The sequence below is a fragment of the Flavobacteriales bacterium genome (assembly GCA_016779995.1).
Lineage (GTDB): Bacteria > Bacteroidota > Bacteroidia > Flavobacteriales > UBA7312 > UBA8444.
In genome coordinates this window covers 114,541-140,964 of record JADHMO010000003.1, presented here as the reverse complement: position 1 = coordinate 140,964, position 26,424 = coordinate 114,541, and the positions used below count along the sequence as shown (strand labels likewise).

Annotated in this window: 20 protein-coding genes; 15 read left to right on the top strand and 5 right to left on the bottom strand. The window is 35.0% G+C overall.

The genetic code is table 11. From position 1 onward, the window contains the following. Positions 1-20 precede the first annotated feature (20 nt). Genes serS through ISP71_03625 form a run of 7 tightly spaced genes read left to right on the top strand, consistent with a single transcriptional unit; the run spans position 21 to position 6,976 of the window. A complete protein-coding gene (gene serS, locus ISP71_03655) occupies positions 21-1,292 on the top strand; it encodes a serine--tRNA ligase (GenBank protein MBL6663180.1) in 1,272 nt (423 codons plus the stop codon). Next, on the top strand, positions 1,292-1,816 hold the full coding sequence (locus ISP71_03650) for a hypothetical protein (GenBank protein MBL6663179.1): 525 nt from the start codon (positions 1,292-1,294) through the stop codon (positions 1,814-1,816). The genes serS and ISP71_03650 overlap by 1 nt, the downstream gene beginning before the upstream one ends. Beyond that, positions 1,817-3,631 carry a tetratricopeptide repeat protein gene (locus ISP71_03645; GenBank protein MBL6663178.1) on the top strand — a complete coding sequence of 605 codons (1,815 nt, stop codon included), beginning with the start codon at positions 1,817-1,819 and terminating at the stop codon, positions 3,629-3,631. It abuts the gene before it with no gap. Next, positions 3,628-3,933: a DUF4286 family protein gene (locus tag ISP71_03640; GenBank protein MBL6663177.1), complete on the top strand. Its 306-nt coding sequence runs from the start codon at positions 3,628-3,630 to the stop codon at positions 3,931-3,933. The genes ISP71_03645 and ISP71_03640 overlap by 4 nt, the downstream gene beginning before the upstream one ends. A 3-nt stretch (positions 3,934-3,936) precedes the next feature. After that, the gene (rsmA, locus tag ISP71_03635) at positions 3,937-4,701 is read left to right on the top strand and encodes a 16S rRNA (adenine(1518)-N(6)/adenine(1519)-N(6))-dimethyltransferase RsmA (protein MBL6663176.1); all 765 of its coding nucleotides are present in this window, start codon (positions 3,937-3,939) and stop codon (positions 4,699-4,701) included. Next, positions 4,701-6,050, top strand: coding sequence for a magnesium transporter (gene mgtE, locus ISP71_03630; protein MBL6663175.1), 1,350 nt, complete (start codon positions 4,701-4,703; stop codon positions 6,048-6,050). The genes rsmA and mgtE overlap by 1 nt, the downstream gene beginning before the upstream one ends. Continuing rightward, positions 6,047-6,976: a hypothetical protein gene (locus tag ISP71_03625; GenBank protein ID MBL6663174.1), complete on the top strand. Its 930-nt coding sequence runs from the start codon at positions 6,047-6,049 to the stop codon at positions 6,974-6,976. The genes mgtE and ISP71_03625 overlap by 4 nt, the downstream gene beginning before the upstream one ends. An 8-nt stretch (positions 6,977-6,984) precedes the next feature. On the opposite strand, the gene ISP71_03620 is transcribed toward ISP71_03625, so the two are convergent. The 3 genes from ISP71_03620 to ISP71_03610 all read right to left on the bottom strand — a co-directional run bounded on the left by ISP71_03620 (position 6,985) and on the right by ISP71_03610 (position 11,481). After that, positions 6,985-9,690: a T9SS type A sorting domain-containing protein gene (locus ISP71_03620; protein MBL6663173.1), complete on the bottom strand. Its 2,706-nt coding sequence runs from the start codon at positions 9,688-9,690 to the stop codon at positions 6,985-6,987. A 77-nt stretch (positions 9,691-9,767) separates the two neighbouring features. Beyond that, the gene (locus ISP71_03615; protein ID MBL6663172.1) at positions 9,768-11,009 is read right to left on the bottom strand and encodes an aspartate kinase; all 1,242 of its coding nucleotides are present in this window, start codon (positions 11,007-11,009) and stop codon (positions 9,768-9,770) included. Then, positions 10,996-11,481, bottom strand: a complete 486-nt coding sequence (locus ISP71_03610; protein ID MBL6663171.1) for a GNAT family N-acetyltransferase — start codon at positions 11,479-11,481, stop codon at positions 10,996-10,998. The genes ISP71_03615 and ISP71_03610 overlap by 14 nt, the downstream gene beginning before the upstream one ends. Positions 11,482-11,562: 81 nt before the next feature. Here ISP71_03610 and fbp point away from each other — a divergent pair, with 81 nt between their 5' ends. Both fbp and mfd read left to right on the top strand, forming a co-directional pair. Beyond that, the gene (gene fbp / locus ISP71_03605; GenBank protein MBL6663170.1) at positions 11,563-12,561 is read left to right on the top strand and encodes a class 1 fructose-bisphosphatase; all 999 of its coding nucleotides are present in this window, start codon (positions 11,563-11,565) and stop codon (positions 12,559-12,561) included. 54 nt (positions 12,562-12,615) lie between these two features. Next, positions 12,616-15,885 carry a transcription-repair coupling factor gene (mfd, locus tag ISP71_03600; protein ID MBL6663169.1) on the top strand — a complete coding sequence of 1,090 codons (3,270 nt, stop codon included), beginning with the start codon at positions 12,616-12,618 and terminating at the stop codon, positions 15,883-15,885. A gap of 61 nt (positions 15,886-15,946) precedes the next feature. Here the strand turns inward: mfd and ISP71_03595 are convergent, their stop codons facing one another. Next, positions 15,947-17,188: an ABC transporter permease gene (locus ISP71_03595; GenBank protein ID MBL6663168.1), complete on the bottom strand. Its 1,242-nt coding sequence runs from the start codon at positions 17,186-17,188 to the stop codon at positions 15,947-15,949. Between the two features lie 133 nt (positions 17,189-17,321). Between ISP71_03595 and purH the strand changes: the two genes are divergently transcribed. From purH to rodA, 6 genes are read left to right on the top strand one after another with little or no spacing between them, the layout of a single operon-like run. Next, the gene (gene purH, locus ISP71_03590; protein ID MBL6663167.1) at positions 17,322-18,839 is read left to right on the top strand and encodes a bifunctional phosphoribosylaminoimidazolecarboxamide formyltransferase/IMP cyclohydrolase; all 1,518 of its coding nucleotides are present in this window, start codon (positions 17,322-17,324) and stop codon (positions 18,837-18,839) included. Between the two features lie 12 nt (positions 18,840-18,851). After that, a complete protein-coding gene (locus tag ISP71_03585; GenBank protein ID MBL6663166.1) occupies positions 18,852-19,874 on the top strand; it encodes a rod shape-determining protein in 1,023 nt (340 codons plus the stop codon). 15 nt (positions 19,875-19,889) lie between these two features. Further along, on the top strand, positions 19,890-20,690 hold the full coding sequence (gene mreC, locus ISP71_03580; GenBank protein ID MBL6663165.1) for a rod shape-determining protein MreC: 801 nt from the start codon (positions 19,890-19,892) through the stop codon (positions 20,688-20,690). Continuing rightward, positions 20,683-21,204 carry a rod shape-determining protein MreD gene (mreD, locus tag ISP71_03575; protein MBL6663164.1) on the top strand — a complete coding sequence of 174 codons (522 nt, stop codon included), beginning with the start codon at positions 20,683-20,685 and terminating at the stop codon, positions 21,202-21,204. The genes mreC and mreD overlap by 8 nt, the downstream gene beginning before the upstream one ends. Further along, entirely contained in the window at positions 21,201-23,018 is a 1,818-nt protein-coding gene (gene mrdA / locus ISP71_03570) for a penicillin-binding protein 2 (GenBank protein ID MBL6663163.1), read from the top strand. Before mreD ends, mrdA begins: the two co-directional genes overlap by 4 nt. Next, complete coding sequence (rodA, locus tag ISP71_03565) at positions 23,018-24,277, top strand: rod shape-determining protein RodA (GenBank protein MBL6663162.1); 1,260 nt, start codon at positions 23,018-23,020, stop codon at positions 24,275-24,277. Before mrdA ends, rodA begins: the two co-directional genes overlap by 1 nt. Positions 24,278-24,325: 48 nt before the next feature. Here the strand turns inward: rodA and ISP71_03560 are convergent, their stop codons facing one another. Then, positions 24,326-26,383, bottom strand: coding sequence for a SurA N-terminal domain-containing protein (locus tag ISP71_03560; GenBank protein ID MBL6663161.1), 2,058 nt, complete (start codon positions 26,381-26,383; stop codon positions 24,326-24,328). Between the last annotated feature and the right edge of the window lie 41 nt (positions 26,384-26,424).

The window sequence follows — 26,424 nt, the reverse complement described above, 5'->3', positions numbered from 1 at the left end:
TGTCTAACAAGAACTAAGTTATGTTACAGATTAATTATATAAGAGAAAATAGAGAAGAAGCCATCACAAAATTGGCTAAAAAGGGCTTTGATGCAACAACTGTCTTTGAAGATATTGTTGCAAAAGATGATTTGAGAAAAGAAACTCAAAACAAATTAGACGATATCTTAGCTCAATCCAATCAATTAGCCAAAGAAATTGGTGCTTACTTCAAAAATGGGGAAAAAGAAAAAGCCGAAGAAGCTAAAGCAACAACTGTAACACTAAAACAACAAAGCAAGACGCTTTCAGAAAAGCTCAATCAAGTCAGTGAAGAGTTACAAGAATTATTAATCCATATTCCTAATGTACCTCACGACAGTGTGCCCAATGGCAAAACTCCTGAAGACAACGAAATAGTCAGAGAAGAAGGCGATATCCCAAAACTACATTCAGAAGCCTTACCACATTGGGAATTGGCGGCTAAGTACGACCTTATAGATTTTGAACTCGGCACAAAAATCACAGGTGCTGGATTTCCCGTATACAAAGGAAAAGGTGCTAGATTGCAACGCGCATTGATTAATTTCTTTTTAGATAGAAATACAGAAGTAGGTTATTTGGAAGTTCAACCTCCACACCTCGTAAACGAAGCTAGTGGTTTTGGCACAGGACAATTGCCAGACAAAGAAGGTCAAATGTATCACGTTACTGGCGACAACCTCTACCTCATACCTACTGCCGAAGTGCCAGTAACTAACATTTTTAGAGATGTAATTGTAAAAAGCGAAGAATTTCCAATTAAATATACCGCTTATACCCCTTGTTTTAGAAGAGAAGCTGGCTCTTACGGTAAAGATGTAAGGGGCTTGAACCGACTGCATCAATTTGACAAAGTTGAAATTGTACAAGTACAAAAACCATCGGATTCTTACCAAACCTTAGATGAAATGGTAGAACACGTCACTGAACTGCTAAGGGATTTAGAATTACCTTTTAGAATATTAAAACTTTGCGGTGGAGATATGAGCTTCACTTCAGCCCTTACTTATGATATGGAAGTCTATTCAGCCGCTCAAAAACGTTGGTTAGAAGTTAGTTCTATTTCAAATTTTGAAAGCTATCAAGCCAACAGATTAAAATTGAGATACAAAGACGAAAACAAGAAAAACGTTTTATGCCATACACTCAATGGTAGTGCCTTAGCGTTACCAAGAATAGTAGCCTCAATTTTGGAAAACCATCAGGATGAAAAAGGCATTAGAATACCAAAAGTATTGGTGCCATACACTGGATTTGAATACATCGACTAATGAAATATATCGCACTTATACTCATAGGAATTTTAACTGCTTGTTCTTCATCAACTTTTGAACAAGAGCAAGAACAAGTCAATGCTGTAATCATACAATATGATAGTCTTTTACAAAGCGTTGAAAATATAGATATTAGCTCAGCAGGCTCTAATTTGAAACGTTACAAAGAAGCTTTAGCCTACTCCAAAACTAAACTTAGCACTGACAAGAAACCAAGCCTAGAGACAATGACCTACCTTAATGATTTGAAACTGATGAAACGCCAATTCAAGAATGCGCCCAATCAAAAGAACGGTTTTGTAACTAACATCATTAGAAATCAAGAACAACTACAAAACTTACTGAGCGATATTGACAACGCTATTTTCACTAAGGAAGAATTAAATGCTATTATAGTAAGAGAAGAACAAGCCCTTGAAGGAATATCAATTCAATTGAATGAGTTTCAATCAGCCTATAAAAATTATGAAATACGTTTCGATAGTCTTGAGCAACTTAGTCAAACCTTCAATTATCAATAAATGAGGTTTACTTTACTCATAACCTTATGCATTTATGCTCTAAATCTATCTGCGCAATCCAACTCTAACCTAAAGATTGCCGATAAATATGCTAATAGCAAACAATGTGATAAAGCCAATGAGATTTACGAAACCTTAGAATCGAAAGTTAATATACTAAGCTATTACAGCAATTATCTAAAATGTCTAACTGCTGAAGAAAAATATATCACCGCTATTGCATTAGTTAAAAAAGTAAAAAAGAAATACCCCAATCAAGCTAAATATATAGCCGACTTAGGGTTCATTTATAAAGCTAAAGGAGATAAAATTCGAGCAGAAATAGAATTTCAAAAAAGTATCGATGCTATGGAAAGCGGTAGAATAAATCAAGTCACCTCTTTAGCCAATAGCTTTTTAAGAAATAAAGAATACAACTACGTACTCAAAACCTATGAGCGAGGACAAGAATTGAATCCTAATTATGAATTTGGCTTTCAACTCGCAGCGGCATTGTCTAGTGCCGGAAAAACTGAACAGATGATTGACACCTATTTGGACTTAATAGAAAAGGAAGAAAGCCATCTTAAGTCTGTTAAAATTCGACTTCAAAACACTCTAGGTAGAACTAAAAGCAGCCAAGACAACTACGACTTATTATCTAAGAAATTATTGTCTCGTGTCCAAAAGAATAACAATAATGCTCTAACTGAATTATTAATATGGCTTTACATACAATCGAACGAGTATAATGCCGCTTACATTTATACCAAAGCACTAGACAAACGCTTAAGAGAAAATGGAGAGCGTATGTTTGACCTTGCCTATATAGCCTACGAAAACAAAGCCTACAATCAATCTGTAAAATGCTATCAATACCTCATTGACTTAGGTGTTGACAACCCCTTTTATATCGATGCTAAAATTTCACAAGTCATTGTTAGCGGTGAAGAACTCCTCAATAGAGAATACAGCCAAAACGAATTGCTATCTCTAGATAATGACTATCAATCTACCATAGATGAACTTGGAAAGAGTAAAGATTTGGTCTATTTGATGAAAGACTACGCTAAATTAAAAGCCTATCATCTTTACGAAACCGAAACCGCTGAACAAATCCTCGAAGAATGTATTGACTTATTGCCAGAAAGTGAACTTCAAGCAGAATGTAAGCTTATACTAGGAGACATTTACCTCATCAATACTAAAGAATGGGACGCTATCATTCAATATTCACAAGTAGAAAAAGCTTTTAAAGAAAACCCTATCGGCCACGAAGCTAAATTCAGACGAGCAAGGGTTGCCTATTTCCAAGGTCAATTCGATTGGGCACAAGCACAACTCAATGTCCTGAAAGGCTCTACCACCAAACTAATTGCCAATAACGCTATGCAGTTGTCCCTTCTAATTACTGATAATATGGGCTTAGATACCTCAGCACTAGCTATGCAAATGTATGCCCAAGCAGAATGGCTTATCTATCAGAACAAAAACGATGAAAGCTATCAGCTATTAGACAGTATGCTCACTACTTTTCCAGGGCATACCCTATCTGATGAAATTCTTTACAAACAAGCTGAAATAGAATTCAACAAGAAAAATTATACCCAAGCTGTAAAACTCTATGAAAAAGTAGCTACTGAGTTTTCATTTGATATACTTGCTGACGATGCCTTGTTCCAATGGGCAGAGATACTCGAAGAAAAACTCAACGATAGTAAAAAAGCACAAGAACTTTATGAAAAGATAGTTTTAGACTATTCCGATAGCATATACACTGTAGAGGCTCGAAAAAGATTTAGAAAGTTAAGAGGTGACCAAAACGAAGAATTATGATTATTTATAATGTAACTGTAAGTTTAGTAGACCAAAGTATTCATCAAGATTGGTTAAAATGGATGAAAGAAGTTCATATTCCTGAAGTGATGGGCACGGGCTACTTTTTAGATAATAAATTATGTCGTTTGTTGGTGGAAGATGAAATTACTTATGCCATTCAGTACAGCTGTAAGGATATAGCTACACTTAATGAATATCAAGAAAAATGCGCTCCACAATTACAAGAAGAACACAACAAGCGATACAGAGGTAAATTTGGTGCATTCAGAACACTTTTAGAAATCGTTCATCAACATTAATTCATGTCAAAGGTAAGAGCAAAAAAACACCTCGGTCAACACTTTCTAAAAGATTTAGGAATTGCTCGTGATATTGCTCATAGCCTAAGTTTAAACAACTATTCTAAAGTATTAGAAGTAGGACCAGGCATGGGAGTGCTAACACAATTTCTCATTCCTTTAGATACAGAAACATTTGTGATAGAAATAGATAAAGAATCCGTTTCTTATCTTAAAAAACACTTTCCTGAATTAGATCATCATCTTATAGAAGGCGATTTCCTCAAACTACCGTTACAAGAAATTTTCAAGGAACCCATAGCAATTATTGGCAATTTCCCTTACAACATATCTTCTCAAATTCTTTTCAAAGCAATAGACCACAAGGATATAATACCTGAAATTGTAGGTATGTTTCAAAAAGAAGTTGCCGAACGTGTTGTATCGCTACCAGGCAGTAAAAAATACGGCATAATAAGTGTTCTACTACAATGCTATTATGATGTAGAATACCTTTTTACGGTAGATGAAACTGTCTTTGACCCACCACCTAAAGTAAAATCGGCAGTCATAAGATTGAGAAGAAATGACAGAGATAAGTTAGACTGTGATGAGAAAAAATTCATCAAAGTGGTAAAAACAGCTTTCGGTCAAAGGAGAAAGACTTTGAAAAATGCTCTAAAAAGTCTTAACTTGGTGGACGAAAATACTGCTAGTCAGTACCTTTCATTGAGAGCTGAGCAATTAAGTGTTGAAGATTTTATGAATTTAACAATCTGTTTTGAGTGATGAAGTTTGAATTAACCAAAAAATTTATTGACGAACTAAATGAGCGCATAGAAAATAAAGACCAAAAGTCTATTATTTCTATGATTAAAAACTGTCACCCTGCCGATATTGCCGAAATTCTTGATGAATTGGAATTTGATAACACTTGTTTTCTATTCGAACTACTTGAAGATAATATAGCTGCCGATGTATTGGTAGAATTGGAAGAATACCTCAGAGAAAAACTCTTAAAAATATATTCTCCAAAAGAAATCGCCGAAGAATTTGTTGATAATATGGATTCAGATGATGCTGCCGATATCATTTCTGAATTACCAGAGAACAAAAAGCAAGAAGTACTCTCACTCATTGAAGACCAAGAACTTGCTAGTGATATTGTTGACTTACTAAATTATGATGAAGATACTGCTGGTGGTCTAATGGCAAAAGAGCTTATCAAGGTAAATAGCAACTGGTCAGTCATGCGTTGTGTCAAAGAAATGCGTCGACAAGCAGAAGATGTAGAGTTAGTCTATACGATTTACGTTGTTGATGATAATAATGTTCTGTTAGGTACCCTATCACTCAAACGATTATTGCTTACAGACTCTAAGACCATTATTTCTAAAATAATGAAAGAAGACATCATCAAAGTTAGCGCATCGATGAACCAAGAAGATGTAGCTAATACAATGAATAAGTACGACTTAATTGTGCTACCTGTAGTTAATGACTTGAACCAATTGATTGGTCGAATTACTGCCGATGATGTCATGGATATTATGAAAGAGGAAGCTGAAAAAGATTATCAATTGGCTTCGGGTATTTCTGAAGACGTAGAGTCTAGCGATACAATTTGGGAAATTACTAGAGCTAGACTTCCTTGGTTACTAATTGGTATGATAGGCGGACTTTTTGGGGCAAAAGTGATAGGCATTTTTGATATTGAGAAAAACTATCAAATGGCATTTTTCATCCCTCTTATTGCAGCTATGGGCGGTAATGTTGGTGTTCAGTCTGCTGCTATTGTAGTACAAAGTCTAGCTGGTGGAACCAATACCTTAGGGAATATCTCACAAAGACTAATTAAAGAGCTCGGTGTTGCTTTAGTTAATGGTATAATCTGTTCAAGCATTATTTTATTAGCAGCCTATTTATTAGGCTATAGTCTTTTGTTAAGCATAACAGTTAGCATAGCGTTATTGTCAGTTATCATTTTCGCTGCTTTATTTGGAACATTTATCCCACTAACCCTAGATAAATATAAAATTGACCCCGCTTTAGCTACAGGACCGTTCATCACAACTGTTAACGATGTACTTGGTCTATTTATTTATTTCCTCATAGGTCAGCTGATACTATCTTTATGAAAAAAGTGCTTTTTGTAGATACCGTTCACCCATACCTTTGGGAAGAATTACAAAAAGAAGGCTATACTTGTGTTGAAGGATACGACCTTTCTGAAAAGGCTATTGTTGAACAACACAATGATGCATACGGTCTAGTTATTCGTTCTCGCATAAAAATTAATGCCCATTTCTTATCGCACTTTAACAACCTTACTTTTATCGCTCGTGCAGGTTCAGGCATGGAAAACATAGACCTTGACTATGTCCATTCTAAAAACATACATGCCATCAATGCTGCTGAGGGAAATAAACAAGCGGTAGCTGAACACGCCTTAGGCATGATTTTAAGTCTATTCAATAATCTTAATAAAGCTGACAGCGAAGTAAGAAAGGGCATTTGGCAAAGAGAAGAAAACAGAGGGATTGAATTGAGTGGTAAAACGGTTGGTATTATTGGCTATGGAAATAATGGTTCAGCATTGGCTAAAGTATTAAGTGGATTTGAAACTAAAGTACTAGCTTATGACAAATACAAAACAAACTACTCCCCAAAATATGCTATTGAAAGTGATATGAAAACCATTTTTGAACAAGCTGACATTTTGAGTTTACACATTCCACTTACAGAAGAAACTCAGCACTTGGTCAAGGATTCATTTTTGAAGCAATTCCATAAGCCTATATATCTAATCAACACATCTAGAGGGTCTTGTTTAGACACCAAATCCCTTTTGGCAAATCTCAACTCTGGCAAAGTCTTGGGGGCTTGTCTAGACGTCTTGGAATACGAAAAAACATCTTTCGAAAACTTATCCGAACAACCAACAGAATTGAAACAACTGCTAGAGTCCAATAAGGTCATCCTCTCCCCCCATATTGCTGGTTGGACACAAGAAAGCCAACTCAAAATTGCTCAAGTACTATTTCAAAAAATTATAGACAGATGAATCTATAATTACTGAATTATTAGTCTTTCAACAAGATATTTGCTTTCAGTCTTAACATTCAAGAAATAAATTCCTTTAGGAAGTGAGTTCAATTCAAAGTTTTGAGAAATCGATTCATTAAATTCTAAATCTTGAACATATACCCTTTCTCCAAGTGTATTTACTATTTCGAAACTTCCCTTTTCTTCAGAAAAATTATTTAAACTTAAATTAAATGTTCCATTATTAGGATTAGGGAAAATTTTGAGCTTTTGAATATCCTTTGCCTCTTCTAAAGATGTACAGTCTTTAGTACTTAGCTTAACCGTATCGATACTAGTACAACCATCTGAAGCCGTTACTTTTAACCAATATTCACCCGCTGTCTTTTCAGTAATATAATTTAAAGAACCGCCTTGAGACCATTGGTAAATGCTATAATTATCATGTACAAAAAACGTATGATAATCTCCTTCACAAACTATGACATCAGGACCTAAGTCTAAACTAGGACCATTGTAAGATATAACAATCGTATCAAAAGCTTGACAGCCATAGTTGTCAGTTACTATTAATGAATATGCACCATCTTGAGTAGCTGTAATAGTTTGTGTAGTATCTGAATTTGACCATATATAAGAACTAAAATTGGCTGGAGCAGTAATAGATAATGAAGTATAATTACACAAGGATGTGTCAGAACCCAAATTTAGAGTAGGGTTTGACACTATCACTTCTATTGAGTCCGATGCAGTACAACCTAAACTATCAGTAACAGTAACATTATAGTTTCCTACTTGATAAACGGCTAAACTTTGTAAAGTATCACCTGTTGACCAAGAATATGACGAATAAATGGAAGTTGCATCTAAAGTAATCGTATCGTTAGAACCACAAAGTGCAACAACATTAGGTCCTAAATCAACAGATGTTGCTGATTCGAAAATTACAATAGTATCCGAGTCGGGACAACCTACACTATCAACTACAGACACAGTATATGTCCCTACTTGTGTGACTGCTGAGTTTTGTGAAGTATCTCCATTTGACCAACTATAAGAACTGAAACTTGAAACGCCAAGAACAATAGAATCAAGACCGCAAATATTTAGGTCTGCACCTAAATCAGCCTGTGGTATCGAATGAAATATAGAAATGGTATCTGAAGTACTACAACCTAAACTATCCGTTACAACAACAGAATAAGCCCCCCCTTGAATTATACTAGTCAGTTGAAGACTATCACCAGAAGACCAAGCGTATGAAGAAAAATTAGCAGTAGCATCTAAGGTAATAGTATCATTTCCACAAAGAACTAAATCAGAACCTAAATCTAAAGTAGGGTTTGACACAATTACATTGATAATAGCTGTATCTGAGAAGCAAGCATTGGAGGCAATAAGAGTGTAGGAAGACGTACTAGACGGTAAAAGCGATATGGATAAAGTTGTATCTCCAGTGCTCCAAATATAGTTGGTCGCATTCGAAACTGTGGGTGACAATAATAAACTATCACCATAGCAAACAGTTGTATCATAAGCTACTATATCAATAAAATTGATGATTTTACTTAAACTATCGTTGGAAGAATTAGAATCTCTATTTAAGGAGCACCACGATGTAATGGAATAATCACCAACAGCATTGCTAAAATCTTCAGACGTCACAAAACTATAATTTAAAGTGTCTGCGGGCATTAAGGTATCTGCTACCAATTCACTAACAGTTGTGCCTCCATTAATAGAATAACTCACTAAAAAGTTATTAAATGGAACTGTACCGACATTAGTTAAAATAAATCTATTGTTTACAGGATTTAATGCATCACATACCGAATCTAACACCACATCTACTAGTTCTAAATCAGGCAAACAAAAACTTTGTCCAGTATTCACCATATTTCTAGTATTTGGCAAAGAGGCTACCCAAACAAAAGATGAATACTCCTCTCCAAAACCAACAAGCTGAATAGATGTATTAACAGGAGTCATAGCCGACTCACTAACTCCAATATCCATTGCTACTTCTGAATCAAACAGTCCATTATTGGCAATAAACGAACCCTCGTAACTCAAAAATTGGATTTTATATTTCTTACAACTATTTGCTAACCCTATTCCATCACCAGAAGAAACATCTCCATTTTGGATACCTGAAATAGCAAACCAAATTGCACCATAACCACAACTATCATTTGGTATAACTCCTGATAAATTGAGTGAATCATATACCAAGCCTGTAGAACCATTATATAGATATAAAGTATAACAAGACAAATCATAACCTGCTTTTCCTACAATTTCGACACCTTCCAAGGTATCTGTACCTATGTTATCATAATGAATTTCATTAATTATTAAATTACACTGTGCAGCAAAGACAGTTTGTATAAAAGGCGGTGTCGTACCAACAGTTTGTATTATTGTATCTGAAGAGGCTAATTCTATTACATAAACAGAAGACCCACTACTCCATGTAGAATTTGCCGTATCATTAGAAGACGTGACAAAATAATAATCACTACAATCGTTTAAAGTAACCGTATCATTCACCATAGTACTATCACTAAAGACTGTACTCGAAAATAAAACAGTCGTACTATCCGAATCTAGAATATTCCATTGGTATTCGTTGGCATTGGTTGTAGTTGTTGTAGAAATAACAAATTGTGTAGTTTGGGCACTTGATGTGAAAAAAATAAAATTCACACAAAGAAAGTAGAATAGTCTTTTCATGGTGTTTTTTTAAAGGATTGTTTAACGCAAAACTAACCAAAAAAAGAGAAATAGACCACAAGATTTTTAAAAAGGAACTAATTTGAAAATACAAACTGAACAGTCTGACGGCTTTTTTGTTCTACTAGTATATTTTTTTCATCCACCACTTTGTCTATGGCAGCTTGGTCATAGTGTCTAATGGTACACAGTGTTAATTGGTCGTTGTATTGAACTTTAAAACCTTCTTTTAGTTCAGAAATGAGAGGTAATGTTTTTTGAGAATCGTTATCTACGCAAACAGAAAAACTTACTGCTGAGTTTTGCATCATATTTATGGCTAGTCCATATTTAGCAAAAAGCGAAAAAATATAACTCAAATGGTCTTCCACGATGAAAGATAAATCATTGGCAGAAATAGAAATCAATATTTGATTTTCCTTAATGATAAAAGAAGGCATAAAGGGTTTCATTTCTGCATCTTCAAAGATGACAGTTCCTTCCTCTTTAGGATTGAGGAAAGACTTAACCCTTAGCGATATGTTTTTTTCTTTCAAGGGCTGTATGGTTTTGGGATGTATTACTTTTGCTCCAAAATAAGCTAACTCAATAGCCTCAGCAAAGGATAGCTGATGCAACAACTTAGCATCGTCAAAATAACGGGGGTCAGCATTGAGCATGCCGTCCACATCTTTCCAGATAGTTACTTCTTCAGCGTCCAAAGCAAAACCTAAAATAGCAGCTGTAAAATCTGAACCTTCACGTCCTAAAGTAGTCGTGAAATTTTCTGTGGTGCAACCAATAAAACCTTGAGTCAAAAACACCCCATCATTAGAAATGTATTTAGCAATTTGTTGTTGGGTTAACTGCCAATCTATACGAGCGTTTCTGTAAGTGTTGTCAGTGCGGATAATATCTCTAGCATCTATCCATTTGTTAGCAAAGCCTTCCTGCTCTAAAAAGGCACTTACTATTTTGGTGGACAACAATTCGCCAACAGATACAATCTGGTCGTATTCATAAGCATAAGTGGACGTCGGCGCATCTTCTATAGCCCATTCTATCTCCACAAATAGATTATTGATTTCATCAAAAATAGAATGAGACTTATCAAATAATTCTTCTAAAATAGCATAGTGGTAGTGCTTGACTTCATCAAGGTTTGGGGTATTTCTGTCGTAATAATCATTGACTACATTTTCAAGCATATTGGTCGTTTTGCCCATAGCTGAAACAACAATAGCAAGTGGTTCTGCACCTTCATTGAGAAGAAGTTGACTAATCTTACGAATACCCTCGGCATCCTTAACTGACGCCCCTCCAAACTTAAATACTTTCATTTAATTCAAATGCATTTAATTGTTCTTTGCTCAGCTTTCCATTTAGCCATTCTGTATGTATGGACGCTTCATATTTTTTGTAAAAACGTATGGCATCTTCATTCCAATCCAATACTTGCCAAATCATACCTTTAACATTTAATCGTTGTGCAATTCGAATTGTTTCCTCAAATAATTGCGCTCCAACTCCTTGACCTCGATAGTTCTCCTTGACTACAAAGTCTTCCAAAAATAAAAATCGCCCCTTCCAAGTCGAATAGCGAATAAAATAAAAAGAAAGTCCAATAATCTCACCCTTATATTCGGCTACGATAAACCAATAATAGGGATGTTGACCAAAGCCATCATCTTCAAGCTCTTCTAAAGTCACACTAACCTCATCAAGCGCCTTTTCGAATTCAGCAAGTTCCTTGATAAGTTTCAATACACTAGGCAAATCGGCTTTTTGACCTTTTCTAATTTTAACTTCCATAATAGAGTGTTCAAAGTTAATTATTTTTGAACGTAATTATTTGTCTAAAAATTCGATATTTGCTGAATAATTAAGCACCCAATGGCTAAAATAACTACTCTAGCAGAATTTATTACCGAACAACAAGTTTTGAAACCAGAAGCTACTGGTAATTTAACTCGTTTGCTTTATGACATATCCATAGCGGCAAAAATTGTAAATCGAGAAATAAATAAGGCAGGATTAGTCGATATCCTTGGAGAAGTTGGCGAAGATAATGTGCAGGGTGAATCTGTAAAAAAACTAGATATTTATGCCAATGATGCTTTTATTTCTGCGCTAAATTCAGGTGGTCAATGCGCCGCTATCGCTTCTGAAGAAAATGAAGAAATCATTGTTCTTGATGGGCTAGAGTCCAAAGGAGCTAGATACTTGGTATGTATGGACCCGCTAGATGGATCGTCTAATATAGACGTGAATGTATCAGTAGGAACTATCTTCAATGTGTTAAAGAGAAAAGAAACCAATAAAAAAGTGACCACCGATGAATTTTTTGTCAAAGGCACTGAACAAGTTGCTGCAGGTTATGTCATTTATGGTTCTTCTACTATGCTAGTTTACACTACTGGAAATGGCGTTAATGGTTTTACTCTTGACCCCTCGATTGGCGAATTCTGCCTATCGCATCCTAACATTAAGACACCACTCAATGGCGAAATATTTTCGGTCAACGAAGCCAACGAAAAAATAATGCCCGAAGGCGTTAGAAAATATACCGATTACTGTCATCAACTAAATAATGGAAAGCGTACCCATACAGCACGATTTATGGGTTCATTAGTTGCCGATTTTCACCGTAATATGCTGAAAGGAGGCATCTACATTTACCCTAGCACCGATGCTGCTCCTAAAGGTAGATTAAGGCTTTTATATGAATGCGCCCCTTTAGCTTGGATTATTGAAGAAGCGGGCGGCAAGGCTTCAGATGGTTTTCAACGAATAATGGATATAGAAGCTAATGACTTACACCAGCGTGTGCCATTTTTTATTGGCTCAACAGAAATGGTTGAAAAGGCTGAATCATTTATGCAGGAGGATTAATTGAAACCTTTAATTTTATCTAATCACTACAAAGACCACCCTTGCTTAAATGCAATGGCGGATTGTTTTAGAGAAAATAATTCTGCAAAATTTCATCTTAAAAATTTAGTTGGTGCTCAAACAGCACTTATTGCCTCACATAGTGTTCAAAAGATAAGAAGACCTCAACTATTTATCTTTAACGACAAAGAAGAAGCGGCTTACTTTCTGAATGACCTCGAAACACTGTTGAACAGAAAAGTATTGTTTTATCCTAGTTCATACAGAAGACCATATCAGTTAGAAGAAACCGACAATGCCAATATTCTATTACGAACAGAGGTTTTGAATAGTTTAAACCATCAAAATCTACCTATAATAGTCAGTTATCCGGAGGCAATCTTTGAAAAAGTCATCAGCCAAGAGCAACTTAAAAACAACTCTTTCGATATTAAGCTATCGGATAAAATATCCATAGATTTTTTAAACGAATGTCTGCAAGAATACAACTTCAAACGTGTTGATTTTGTCATTGAGCCCGGTCAATATTCCGTTCGTGGGGGTATCGTAGATGTGTTTTCTTTTTCTAATGAGTCCCCTTTCAGAATAGAATTTTTTGACGAAGAAATAGAAAGTATTAGGACTTTTGACATCAATAGCCAAAGGTCTAAAGAAAAGCAAAAACACATTAGCATTGTTCCTCGATTCCCTATTTTTAGTGACAATGCCCAAGAGAGTATATTAGAGTTTTTACCTAATAATTCTAAAGTATGGCTCATAGACTGTGACCATGCCAAAAACAAACTCAATGAGCTCTTTGAAAAAGCAGAGCAACACTTTGACAATCTTCAAGATAGTCCTCTTAAACACACCCAGCCTCAACACATTTTCTTAAACGGAGACTTGTTCTTAAAACAATTGGCTCATTTTCCTGTGGTAGAGTTTGGGCAACGCCACTACTTTAACGCCGATGCTTCTTTTGAGTTTCGGTCTTCACCACAACCCGTCTTTAATAAACAATTTGATTTACTCATTGAGGATTTAGAAGATGCCCACAATAAAGGCTATCAAAATTTTATTCTCTGTAATGGTAAGGAACAAATCATTCGTTTTGAGAGTATTTTAGAAGATTACGATAAAGACGCTCATTTCAAGCCTATTCTGTTAAGTTTGAGTCAGGGCTTTGTGGATCATCAATTGAAATTATGTTGCTATACCGACCATCAAATTTTTGAGAGATACCATAAATTTCACCTTAAAAAAAGTTTTGCTGACAATCAAGCTATCAGTTTGCAGCAACTCAATAGTTTGCAAGCAGGCGATTATGTCACACATATTGACCACGGTATTGGTCGTTTTGCTGGACTGCACACCATAGACATAAATAACAAAAAACAAGAAGCCATTAAGCTATTATACAAAGACAACGACACTTTGTTTATTAGCATACACTCATTGCACAAAATTGCAAAATATAGTGGCAAAGACGGAGCAGAACCAAAGACTAATAAGCTAGGCTCTGGTGCTTGGCAAAAGAAAAAAGCAAAAACAAAAAGCCGAGTTAAAGCCATTGCTTATGACCTCATTCAATTATACGCCAAGCGAAAAGAACAGAAAGGCTTTGAATTTTCACCAGATAGTTTTTTACAATATGAACTAGAGGCCTCCTTTATGTACGAAGACACTCCTGACCAGCACAAAGCTACTTTAGATGTCAAAAGAGATATGGAAAGCATTATGCCTATGGATAGGTTGGTTTGTGGCGATGTTGGTTTTGGAAAAACGGAAGTTGCCATTAGGGCGGCATTCAAAGCTGTAACAGATAATAAACAAGTGGTTGTATTGGTGCCAACTACCATATTGGCTATGCAACATGCCAAGACCTTTAAAAATAGGTTGCTGGGATTGCCTTGTAAAGTGGATTATATCAATCGATTTAGGACTACGAAAGAGCAAAAAGAAACTTTAAAAGCAGTAGCTGAAGGAGAAGTGGATATTCTTATAGGCACACATAGAATTGTAGGAAAAGACGTTAGCTTTAAAGATTTAGGATTATTAATTATTGACGAAGAACAGAAATTTGGAGTTGCTGTCAAGGATAAACTCAAAACCTTTAAAGCTAATGTAGATACCTTAACACTGACCGCCACACCTATACCAAGAACCTTACAATTTTCTTTGATGGGTGCTAGGGATTTATCGGTTATCAATACCCCACCGCCAAATAGATATCCTGTAGAAACAGAAGTATGCACTTTTGATGAAGAAACTATTCGTGACGCTATCCGTTATGAAATCTCTAGGGGTGGACAAGTTTTTTTTGTTCACAATAGAATTGAAAACATTAAAGAAGTGGCAGGACTCATACAGCGACTTTGTCCAGATGCTAAGATTGGTACAGGTCATGGTCAAATGGAAGGCAAAAAACTGGAAGAACTGATGCTTTCCTTCATGGAAAATGAATTTGACGTGTTAGTTTCTACTACTATTATTGAAAGTGGTTTGGATATACCAAATGCCAATACCATCATCATCAACAATGCCAATAACTTTGGACTCAGTGATTTACACCAAATGCGTGGACGAGTAGGACGTTCCAATAAAAAATCGTTCTGCTACCTTTTAGCCCCTCCTACCTATTCTCTTACAGCAGACGCTAGAAAACGACTTAATGCCCTTGAACAATTTTCTGAACTAGGTAGTGGGTTTAACATATCTATGCGGGACCTTGATATTCGTGGCGCAGGAGATTTGCTGGGTGCAGAACAAAGCGGCTTTATTAGTGATATAGGCTTTGAGATGTATCAAAAGATATTGGACGAAGCTATCAACGAACTGAAAGAAGAAGAGTTTAAGGAATTGTATGCCGAAGATGATAAAGAAAAAGAATTTGTTGACGAATGTCAGTTAGATACTGATATGGAAATATTAATCCCCAACGATTATGTCAATAGCATCAGTGAGCGTCTAAAATTATATAATGAACTGAGCAGTTTATCTGAAGAAGAGCAACTTATAGAATACAAAGCTAAACTTATTGACAGGTTTGGACCTTTACCCACAGAAGTGCAAGAACTAATCTTATCACTTCGACTAAGATGGATAGGCAAGACCCTAGGCTTCCAACGTATATCTCTAAAGAACGAAAATCTAACAGGATATTTCCCTCCACAAGAAAATCCCTATTTTCAATCTACCACCTTTGGTAAGGTCTTAGAATATTTTAAAAAGAATCATAAAAATTGTGAGATGAAAGAACTGAAAGGTAAATTGATTTTTAGAATAAAAAATGTCAATAGCATTCAACAAGGCATAGAGAAAATCAATTCTATATTATTGGAATAATTTAATTTTAGTCAGTAGATTATTACTTTACACTAACTAATCTTATCGTTCAATAATTGGACTACCTTCTTATGGCCTCAACAGGGTCAAGTTTTGATGCCGATAATGCTGGAACAATACCCGAGATTATACCAATTATTGCAGATACACTCAAACCTAAAGCAATATTTTCAAGGGTTAAATCAATAGAAAAATCTAGAAAATTAGTCACTAACTGAGTCAGTAAAAAGACTAAAGTCAAACCTAGAATGCCTCCAATTAAACACAAAAAGATAGATTCAAACAAAAACTGATATAAGATAAAACTGTTCTTTGCCCCTAGTGATTTCTGTATGCCTATTTGTTTAGTTCTTTCTTTGACAGAAACAAACATAATATTTGCAATTCCAAAGCCCCCTACTAAAATAGAAAACCCTCCTATTATCCAACCAGCTAAACCAATTACTGAAAACAAACTATCTAGCTGACTACTTATCAAACTTATTTCATTCATAGCAAAGTTGTCCGACATTTTGGGCTTAAGTCTCCTCAGCGAACGCATAACACCGGTGAGCTCATACCTTAACTCCTCATTAGAAACATCAGTTTTTGCTTTTGCAATAATAGTGGGATTGCTCCATCGCTTGTTCATTAGTTTATATCCAAAAGTAACAGGTACAACAACAGCATCATCTAAAGAGTTGCCAGTAATATCTTCTCCCTCCTTAGAAAAAACACCAATAACAGTAGCTTTTTCACCCTTAATCTTAATAACCTCTCCCACATTGTCTAAATTATTCAACAAGGAAAGTGCTATGGTATGACCTAATATGACATAGTTTTTTGCCCCATCAATTTCTTGCTCAGTAAAATATCTACCATAAGCCAAGTCAAAACTTCGAATCGACTTCCAATCGTATGAAACTGCCATAACATCTACCCCTTCGACACTATTATTAAGGTATTTGAGTGTTCTATTTGCACTAATCATAAAGGCAATAGCCTCTGCTTTTTTAGACTTAGCGGCTAACTTTTTCATTTCACTAATTTCTACCTCTGGCCTACTCATAAAATCCCACCACTTGTATTCACCACCATCGCTAGCACCCCAAGGCCATTTTTGAATATAAATGACGTCACTTCCTAATTTGTTGATGCTATCACGGACGTTTTTCTCCAAAGAATCAACAATTGTAAATACGGTAATAACTGCTAATATGCCGATGGTTACACCTAGCAAAGACAAAAAAGTTCTCAATTTATTACTAACGATGGCATGCCAGGCAAAACGAAAACTTTCTAAAAAAATACGCAGTAAAATCATAATGAAAATTGGTTGGATAAAGATAAGATTTTTTGAAGGAATTGAAAGTTATTAACAAACAGGTAAAAGCTTTTAATAGTGGTTGATTGAAAGATGTTATTTAGGTAATATTGCAAGATAAGACCATAGATAAATGAACAAACACATTCAGCCCAAAAATGCATTAATATCTGTTTTTTACAAAGATGGATTAGCCCCTATCGTTGAACAACTCAACCGATTAGGAGTAAATATTTACTCTACAGGAGGTACTCAAACATTTATTGAAGAACTTGGAGTAAATGTCCAAAGAGTAGAAGACCTCACTTCATACCCCTCTATATTAGGAGGTAGAGTAAAAACACTACACCCTAAAGTTTTTGGTGGCATTTTAAGTCGCCGTGAGTTAGAATCTGATAATAATCAACTAGTGGAATATGACATTCCAGAGTTTGATATTGTTATTGTTGACCTCTACCCTTTTGAAGAAACTGTTGCTTCTGGTGCTGACGAACAATCAATCATAGAAAAAATTGACATCGGTGGCATCTCCTTAATTCGAGCAGCAGCCAAAAACTTCAAAGATGTAATGGTCATTTCTTCGAGAGCTGATTATGTAGAATTTCATGATATTCTAAAAGATAAAGATGGCACCGAAATTCAAGACAGAAGACGCTTTGCATCAAAAGCTTTTAACATTTCATCGCACTACGATTCTGCTATTTTTACATATTTCGATGATGGCAATACAGCCTTCAAATTCAGTATGCCTAATGCTAATAGCTTGAGGTATGGAGAAAACCCACATCAAAAAGGCACATTTTATGGTGACCTTGAAGGCTTTTTCGAACAACTCAATGGCAAAGCACTTTCTTATAATAATTTACTCGACGTAGATGCCGCAATACATCTCATCTCTGAATTTGAAGATACCACATTTGCCATCTTAAAACACAATAATGCTTGTGGTATTGCCTCAAGGGATAACTTAAAAGATGCCTACAAGGCTGCTCTAGCTGGAGACCCTATTTCAGCCTTTGGCGGCATACTAGTTTGTAATGTAGAACTTGATGAGCAAACAGCCCAAGAAATCAACACTTTATTCTGCGAAATCATTATTGCTCCGTCCTATCAAAAAGAAGCTGTAGAAATCTTGAAATCCAAGAAAAATCGCATTATATTAGTGCAGAAGGAATCTAAGCTACCAAATAGACAGTTTCGAACTATTTTAAATGGTGTTTTAGAACAAGATAAAGATGTAGCCATCGACCGAGCTGAAGGTATGAAGACGGTGACAAAAGAAGAGCCAACAGCACAACATTTGACAGACCTAGAGTTTGCTAGTAAAGTTTGTAAAAACACCAAGTCAAATGCTATCGTTCTTGTAAAAGACAAGCAGCTATTGGCAAGTGGTGTAGGTCAGACCTCTAGAGTTGACGCCTTAAATCAAGCAATTGAAAAAGCCAAGCATTTTGGTTTTGATTTAGAGGGCTGTGTGATGGCTTCAGACGCTTTCTTTCCTTTTGCAGATTGTGTAGAAATTGCACATCAATCAGGTATTAAAGCAGTGGTTCAACCTGGTGGATCTATAAAAGACAATTTATCCATTGACTACTGCGACGAAAACAAAATGGTCATGGTAATGACTGGAACAAGACATTTTAAACACTAAAAAGAAAAGAATATGGGTTTTTTCGATTTTATGACACAAGAGATTGCTATTGATTTAGGTACAGCAAACACTCTTATCATTCACAACGACAAAGTAGTTGTTGATGAGCCCTCAATTGTAGCTAAAGATATTATCCTAAATAAAGTTGTTGCTATAGGTAAGAAAGCCCAGCAAATGCATGGTAAAACCCACAGAACTATAGAAACCATTAGGCCACTGAAAGATGGTGTTATTGCTGATTTCTCTGCTGCAGAACAAATGATAAGAGGTATGATTAAAATGATACCTCGAAGAAAAAGTATATTCTCACCATCATTAAAAATGGTAGTCTGTATTCCTTCTGGTATTACAGAAGTAGAAAAAAGAGCGGTAAAAGATTCTGCTGAACATGCTGGAGCAAAAGAAGTATTTCTTATTCATGAACCTATGGCAGCAGCTATTGGTATCGGTGTAGATGTTCTTGAACCAAAAGGTAATATGATTATTGATATAGGCGGTGGTACTTCAGAAATTGCTGTCATTTCATTAGGGGGTATTGTTACCGATAGGTCTATTCGTGTAGCAGGTGATAACTTCACTACGGATATACGTATTTATATGAGGAATCATCACAATATAGATATTGGTGAACGTATGGCAGAAAAAATAAAAATAAATGTTGGTGCTGCTCTTCAAGAATTAGAAGAACCACCAGTAAATTTTGCTGTTCATGGTAGAGATTTGATGAGTGGTATTCCAAAAGAAATTATCGTTACTTACAAAGAAATTGCTAGAGCTTTAGACCAAACTATTTCGCAGATAGAACAAGCTGTACTTGCTGCCTTAGGTCAAACACCTCCTGAGCTTTCTGCCGACATTTACAATACTGGTATTTACCTTACTGGTGGAGGATCTATGCTCAGAGGACTTGACAAACGTATATCTTTAAAAACTAAACTGCCAGTTTATGTCGCTGAAGACCCGCTTAGAGCAGTAGCTAGAGGCACAGGAATTGCATTGAAGAATACTGAAAACTTCCCATTTTTAATTCGATAAATTATTGGATAGAAAATGCGTAACCTATTAGAGTTAATAAATAAACACAATCATTTACTCTTATTCATTCTTTTAGAAAGTTTTGCCTTATTTCTTATCGTTCAAAACAGTCAATTTCACAAGGCCGCATTTTTAAATTCAACTAATGGCGTAACGGCAAATAGTTTTGCTGTAATTAGTAATATTAGAGAATACTTTTCACTAAAGAAGACTAACGATTTACTCCTATTAGAGAATGCGAAATTAAAAAGTCTTATTAGCTATCAAAACACAGATACTATAAGAAGCACAGACCCTTATCAATACATTTCAGCAACTATCATAAATAACTCTGTGGCAAAGGCCAATAATTATTTAACCCTAGACAAAGGTGAAATCGATGGTATAAAAAAAGGCATGGGCGTTATCTCTGAAAGAGGTGTTATTGGTATAGTTAAAGAAACCTCAAAACGTTACAGTACGGTACTATCAATTTTACATAGCCAAAGCAAACTAAGTGTAGCAATCAAAAAAAACAACCATTTTGGTTCTTTACAGTGGGATGGAAAAAGCTATAAAAAAGCTCGTATATACGATATCCCATCACATGTAAAGTTAACTATTGGTGACACTATAATAACAAGTGGTTTTTCTCATATTTTTCCTTCAAAAATAGACCTTGGTCTAATAAGCGAAATTGACACAGAGAATGACGATAAATTCCATAAAATAAAAATGACTTTCATTGAAGATTTGAAACAATTGAGGTATGTCAATGTGTGTGAGTCTTTAAATAAAAATGAAAAGATTAATTTAGAAAAATCCCTAGATGAATAATGTAACGATAAGACATAGCGTTCGATTTATACTATTTATTTTCTTACAAGTATTCATCTTTAACAACATCCTTTTTATGGGATATATCAATCCCTATGTTTATCTTCTTTTTATCATATTATTACCCTTCAATAAGTCAAACAAAAATTTAACCCTATTCATAGCTCTAGGTACAGGGCTTATTATTGACGCTTTTCAAAACTCTATGGGAATGCATGCTTTTACATGTGTATTAATTGCTTATGTGCGTACCCCTATACTTTATAGACTAGTCCCTCAACTGAAAAACAAATCTCAAACTATGATTGAGTTTTCAATGAAAGAATTTGGCGTTCAGATTTGTGTGATATATACTACCCTACTAGTATTTATACATCATTTGGTATTGTTTACTATTGAAGCTTTTAGATTCGATATTGGTAATATTTTACTACGTACAATAGCTAGTGCTTTAATCACTTCTATCTTGCTAATCATCTTCCAATTTTTAAATTCTAGAAATACATTGAAGTGAAAAGGTACGAAAATAGAACGTATATCATTGGTGGTTTTTTTGGACTAGTCATACTCATTTTCATTATTCGTTTATTTTCAATTCAAGTAATAGATGATAGCTTTAAAACATCATCAGAAAACAACGTAATCAGAAAACAAACAGACTACCCAAGGAGAGGACTTATTTATGATAGGAATAAAGAGCTTATCGTATATAATGAAGCGGCTTATGACCTTATGATTACCCCAAAACAAGCCATATCTTTAGACACAGCTCTCATTTGCTCCTTGTTAGAAATTGACACTCTCAATCTAATGAAGCGAATAGAAAAGGCTAGAAATTATTCTATGTATAAAGCTAGTGTATTGATGAAGCAAATATCTGTCGAAACCTATACCAAGTTACAAGAGAATATGTTTTTGATGCCTGGCTTTTTTGTACAAACAAGAACCTTAAGAAAATACCCTTACTCAACGGCTAGTCATTTGCTAGGCTATGTGGGAGAAGTCAACGAAAGAATTGTCAAAAGTAATCCCTACTACAAAGAAGGGGACTATATAGGAGTTAGTGGTATAGAGAAAGCTTATGAAGATAAACTTAGAGGACAAAAAGGTGTCAAACTACTTTTAAAAGACGTACATAACAATATTAAAGGAAGCTTTAATGATGGTAAGTTTGATATCAAATCTAAACCAGGCAAAGACCTTCAGTCTTCGATAGATATTTTTTTGCAAAACTACGGCGAGTCTTTAATGAAAAATAAAAGAGGGAGTATTGTTGCCTTAGAACCCTCAACAGGCGAAATTCTATGTCTAATATCGTCACCCAATTACGACCCTAATATCTTAGTTGGAAGAAAGCGATCAGAAAACTATTTGATTTTAAATGAAGATACCATAAATAAGCCTCTTTTTAATAGAGCTTCTTTGGCGCAATATCCACCAGGTTCAACATTTAAATTGATAAATGCATTGATAGGGCTTCAAGAAAAGGTCATATATTCTGGAAGTAAATTTAATTGTGATGAAGGTTATGTGTATGGTGAGGAAAAGCGTAAAATGAAGTGCCACCCGCACCGTTCTCCTTTGAATCTTATTGAATCTATTTCAAATTCGTGTAATGCCTATTTCTGTAATGTCTACAGAGCAATTATTGAAAAATACCCCAATACATACGAGGGCTATGAAGTATGGCGAAACTATGTCACGAGCTTTGGATTAGGTAATTGGCTTAATAATGACTTACCGACAGGTCAAAAAGGCTTTGTGCCTACTCCAAATTTTTACGATAGAATTTATGGTAAAAATCGTTGGAAATCATTAACTAATTTATCCCTTTCCATCGGGCAAGATGCTTTGCTAACCACTCCCATACAAATGGCAAATATGACTGCAGCAATAGCCAACAGAGGTTATTATTACACGCCACATATCGTTAAAAGCATTGAAAATGATAGCATAGATGATAGATTTAGAAAACCCATTCGTACTATGGTAGATTCCTCTCTATTCGAAATAGTGATAAAGGGAATGCAAGAGGTTGTAGAAGATGAGGAATTAGGAACATCTAATATCGCTAAAATGGAAAATATTACGGTATGTGGTAAAACTGGAACTGCACAAAATCCACACGGAGAAGACCACTCCATATTTATTGGATTTGCCCCAAAAGATAATCCTAAAATTGCTTTGGCAGTTTATGTAGAAAATGGAGGTTGGGGCTCAACTTGGGCCGTTCCTATTGCTAGTCTAATGATAGAGAAGTACCTCAACGACACTATTCAAAGAGATTGGTTGGAGAAAAAAATTGTGGAAGGAGTAATTGAATATTAATGCGTTTTAAAAGTCACATATTTGATAAAGTTGATTGGTGGACTGTACTAATGTATGCCGTATTAGTCATAATAGGCTGGTTAAATATCTATGCGGCATTATTTAATGAAAACTATGAGCTGATGGATTTCAGCCAAAAGTATGGACGACAATTAATATGGATATCGATAGCCTTCCTAATTGCTATTTTCATTTTGTTTTTTAATTGGAAATTTTTTGAAGGTTTTGCTTATCTAATCTATGTACTCTCTTTACTGAGTCTTATTGGTGTTTTATTATTCGGTATAGAAGTCAATGGTGCCAAATCATGGTTTGATTTTGGCTTCATACGAATACAACCTGCTGAATTTGCTAAGGTGGCTTGTTGCCTAGCCTTAGCGAAGTTTTTAAGTAGATTAAATATGAGCTTAGAAAAAACGAAAAATAAAATCATAGCAACAGCTTTAATCCTATTCCCCGTTATCTTTATCACTTTACAAAATGATACTGGCTCAGCTCTTGTTTACTCGACTTTTATATTAGTACTTTATCGCTTTGGGCTACCAGCTACTTTACTCATTATAGGCATAGTTACTACCATTTTATTTGTAACATCTATCATTGTTTCTAAAATTGTACTAATTGTAATTTTATCGGTTATAGCTATTTTCTTTTTTATAATCTCTAGTAGAAAACTTCGTGAACTAATAATTATTTCTTCTTTATTGGCTATGTGTATAGGATTTATATACAGCGTAGATTATGCCTTTGAACGTGTTTTAGAACCTCATCATGTAACGAGAATAAAAGTATTATTAGGACAAGAAAGCGACCCTCACGGCTCTGGCTATAATGTCAATCAATCCATGATAGCAATAGGCTCTGGAGGTTTTGCAGGAAAAGGATACTTAAATGGCACACAAACAAAATTCAATTTTGTTCCTGAACAAAGCACAGACTTTATTTTCTGCACAATTGGAGAGGAATGGGGATTTATTGGCAGTACGTTTTTGCTATTACTATACCTAGCGTTTCTCTTTCGTTTACTTTACTTAGCTGAACGGCAACGCTCAGTATTTAGTAAAGTTTTTGGCTATGGTGTAGTGAGTATATTTTTCTTTCATATCGCTATTAATGTAGCCATGACAATAGGTCTAGCGCCTGTTATTGGAATTCCATTACCATTTATTAGCTACGGCGGCTCATCACTTTGGGGCTTTACGATTTTATTATTTATTTTTCTCAACCTAGACTCGTACAGACTTCAAGTGTTGAGATAAAAAAAGCCCCAACGAAACGTTGAGGCTTATACTTCATAAGACAGAATTCTAATAGAATTTTGCTCTATTATCTTTAACATCAAATAACTCAACTAGAGCTTGATATGCTTGAAAAGATGATCTACTTTTTAGGGTATTAATAATCGAATTTTTAGCATTTGAAAAATCTGAGTTTTCAGCAGATGCAATGACTTTATCGACTTTAAGCGCAAAGACTGCATTTTTGCTTGAAAATACTCCAGACTCTTGACCTTCTTCTACTGCAAAAGCAGCACCAACAAATGCAGGTTGATCTCCTAAATTAGGTACTTGTGTACTTGAAAAATTTAGTCCCTCAACAGTATTAATTGTAGAACCATAATTAGAGGAAATTTCATCTAAAGAAGAATAGCTCGATAACTCTTCCATTAATCTTTCAGATTTCTTTTGGTTACGAACTAAAGTTTCGACTTCTGCTCTAACATCTTCTACATCTTTCAATCCTTCCTTTTTAATTGAAGTAAGCGTAGCAACAACTATTTTATTTCCAAATTCAAAAACGTCAGAAACATCTCCGACTTCAGATTCATAAGCCCACCTCACTAATTCTCTTGGGTTCTCCAAACCAGGAATACTTATTGTGCTTTCTTGTAATTCGTCTGCTATTCTTTTAGATAGATTTTCTGCTGTTGCAGAAGCATCAAATTGCTCGTAGTTAGAATTTTCAGCAGCGAATTTACCCGCTTTAGCAAATATATTTTGATAAGTCGTATTACTATATGTTACCTGTCTATCCAAGTAAGCAACTTTATACTTTTCTGTTGATTTAGATTTATCTACAACCTCAATTAAGTGTGTTCCAAATTGAGTTTTAACAACAACTAACTCTCCTTTTCTAGCACTAAAACAAGCGTTATTAAATTCTTCTACCATTAATCCTTCCGAAAACCAGCCTAAGTCACCGCCATTGACGGCAGAACCCTGGTCTTGTGAGAATTTTTCTGCCAATGCAGCAAAAGACTGTCCTTTAGAAATAACATCTTTCAAACTATCTATTTTAGCATCAGCATCAGCAGTAGTTATTAAAATGTGTCTTGCCTCAACAGAATCAGGTCTTGACGCTTTCTCAACTAACTTAGCTAGTCTAAGCGTATTTGCGTTTTGCTTGAAAGGACCAATAACTGTTCCAGCTTGAGCGGTAGATAATGGCTTAACGTCATCTGTTAAATCGTCTTTAGAAACGAACATTACACGGTTAAATACATCAGAATTTTTTCTAATAAATAGCTCATCGTTATCTGTTTGAGAAAAATCAGATTTAACATCTTGTATCCAATCTTGAGCATCATTTCTATCTTCATCTGACGGACTAACATTGAATACAACGTATTCAATAGTTCGTGATGCCGTTTGCTGATATTTTGTGCTATTATCTTTAATGTAAGATTTCAAATCAGAATCAGTTACCGATATTAGACTATCTGGAATACTCTGGAAAGGAATTTGAATGTAGGATACATTACGTATCTCTGATTGGTATTTTTTAGTCAGTTGTGCTTCCCAATCTGATGCCGATAAGCCTTTAGCTACTAATGCGTTATACTTATTATTTTGTCTTTCTTTACGGATAGCCTCTTCAAAGTTTAACCATTGTTGCATAGCTTGTCCGGTCTCATCATTATTGATGTCTTCTTTAAGAAATTGTAATAATCTCGCTCTATCAAACTGTCCTGTTTCAGGGTTTGTAAACGATTGCTTAACAGATGGATATGGATTATCTCCTTGAACCATATCAAATAATTCACTTGAGCTAACTTCAAGTCCAAGATTATTATATTGATTATTTAAAATCGTTTCCCTAACGACTTGATTCCATACCGAATTTCTAACTTGATCTACATTGACGCTAGGGTTAGACGCTCTTTGTACTTCTAAGGCTTGTTGTACTCTTTGTTCAAACTCTTGATAATCTATTTCTTCATCACCAACTTCACCAAGCACTAAATCTGTAGATACAGCACCATTACTAGATGACATTAAATCAGTTAGGATAAAGGCTAACATTGCTAATCCAATGACAACCAATAATAAACCAGAACGATTTCTAATATTTTCTAATCTTACCATATTTCATTTTTTTACAAGATGGCGAATATACAAATGTTATA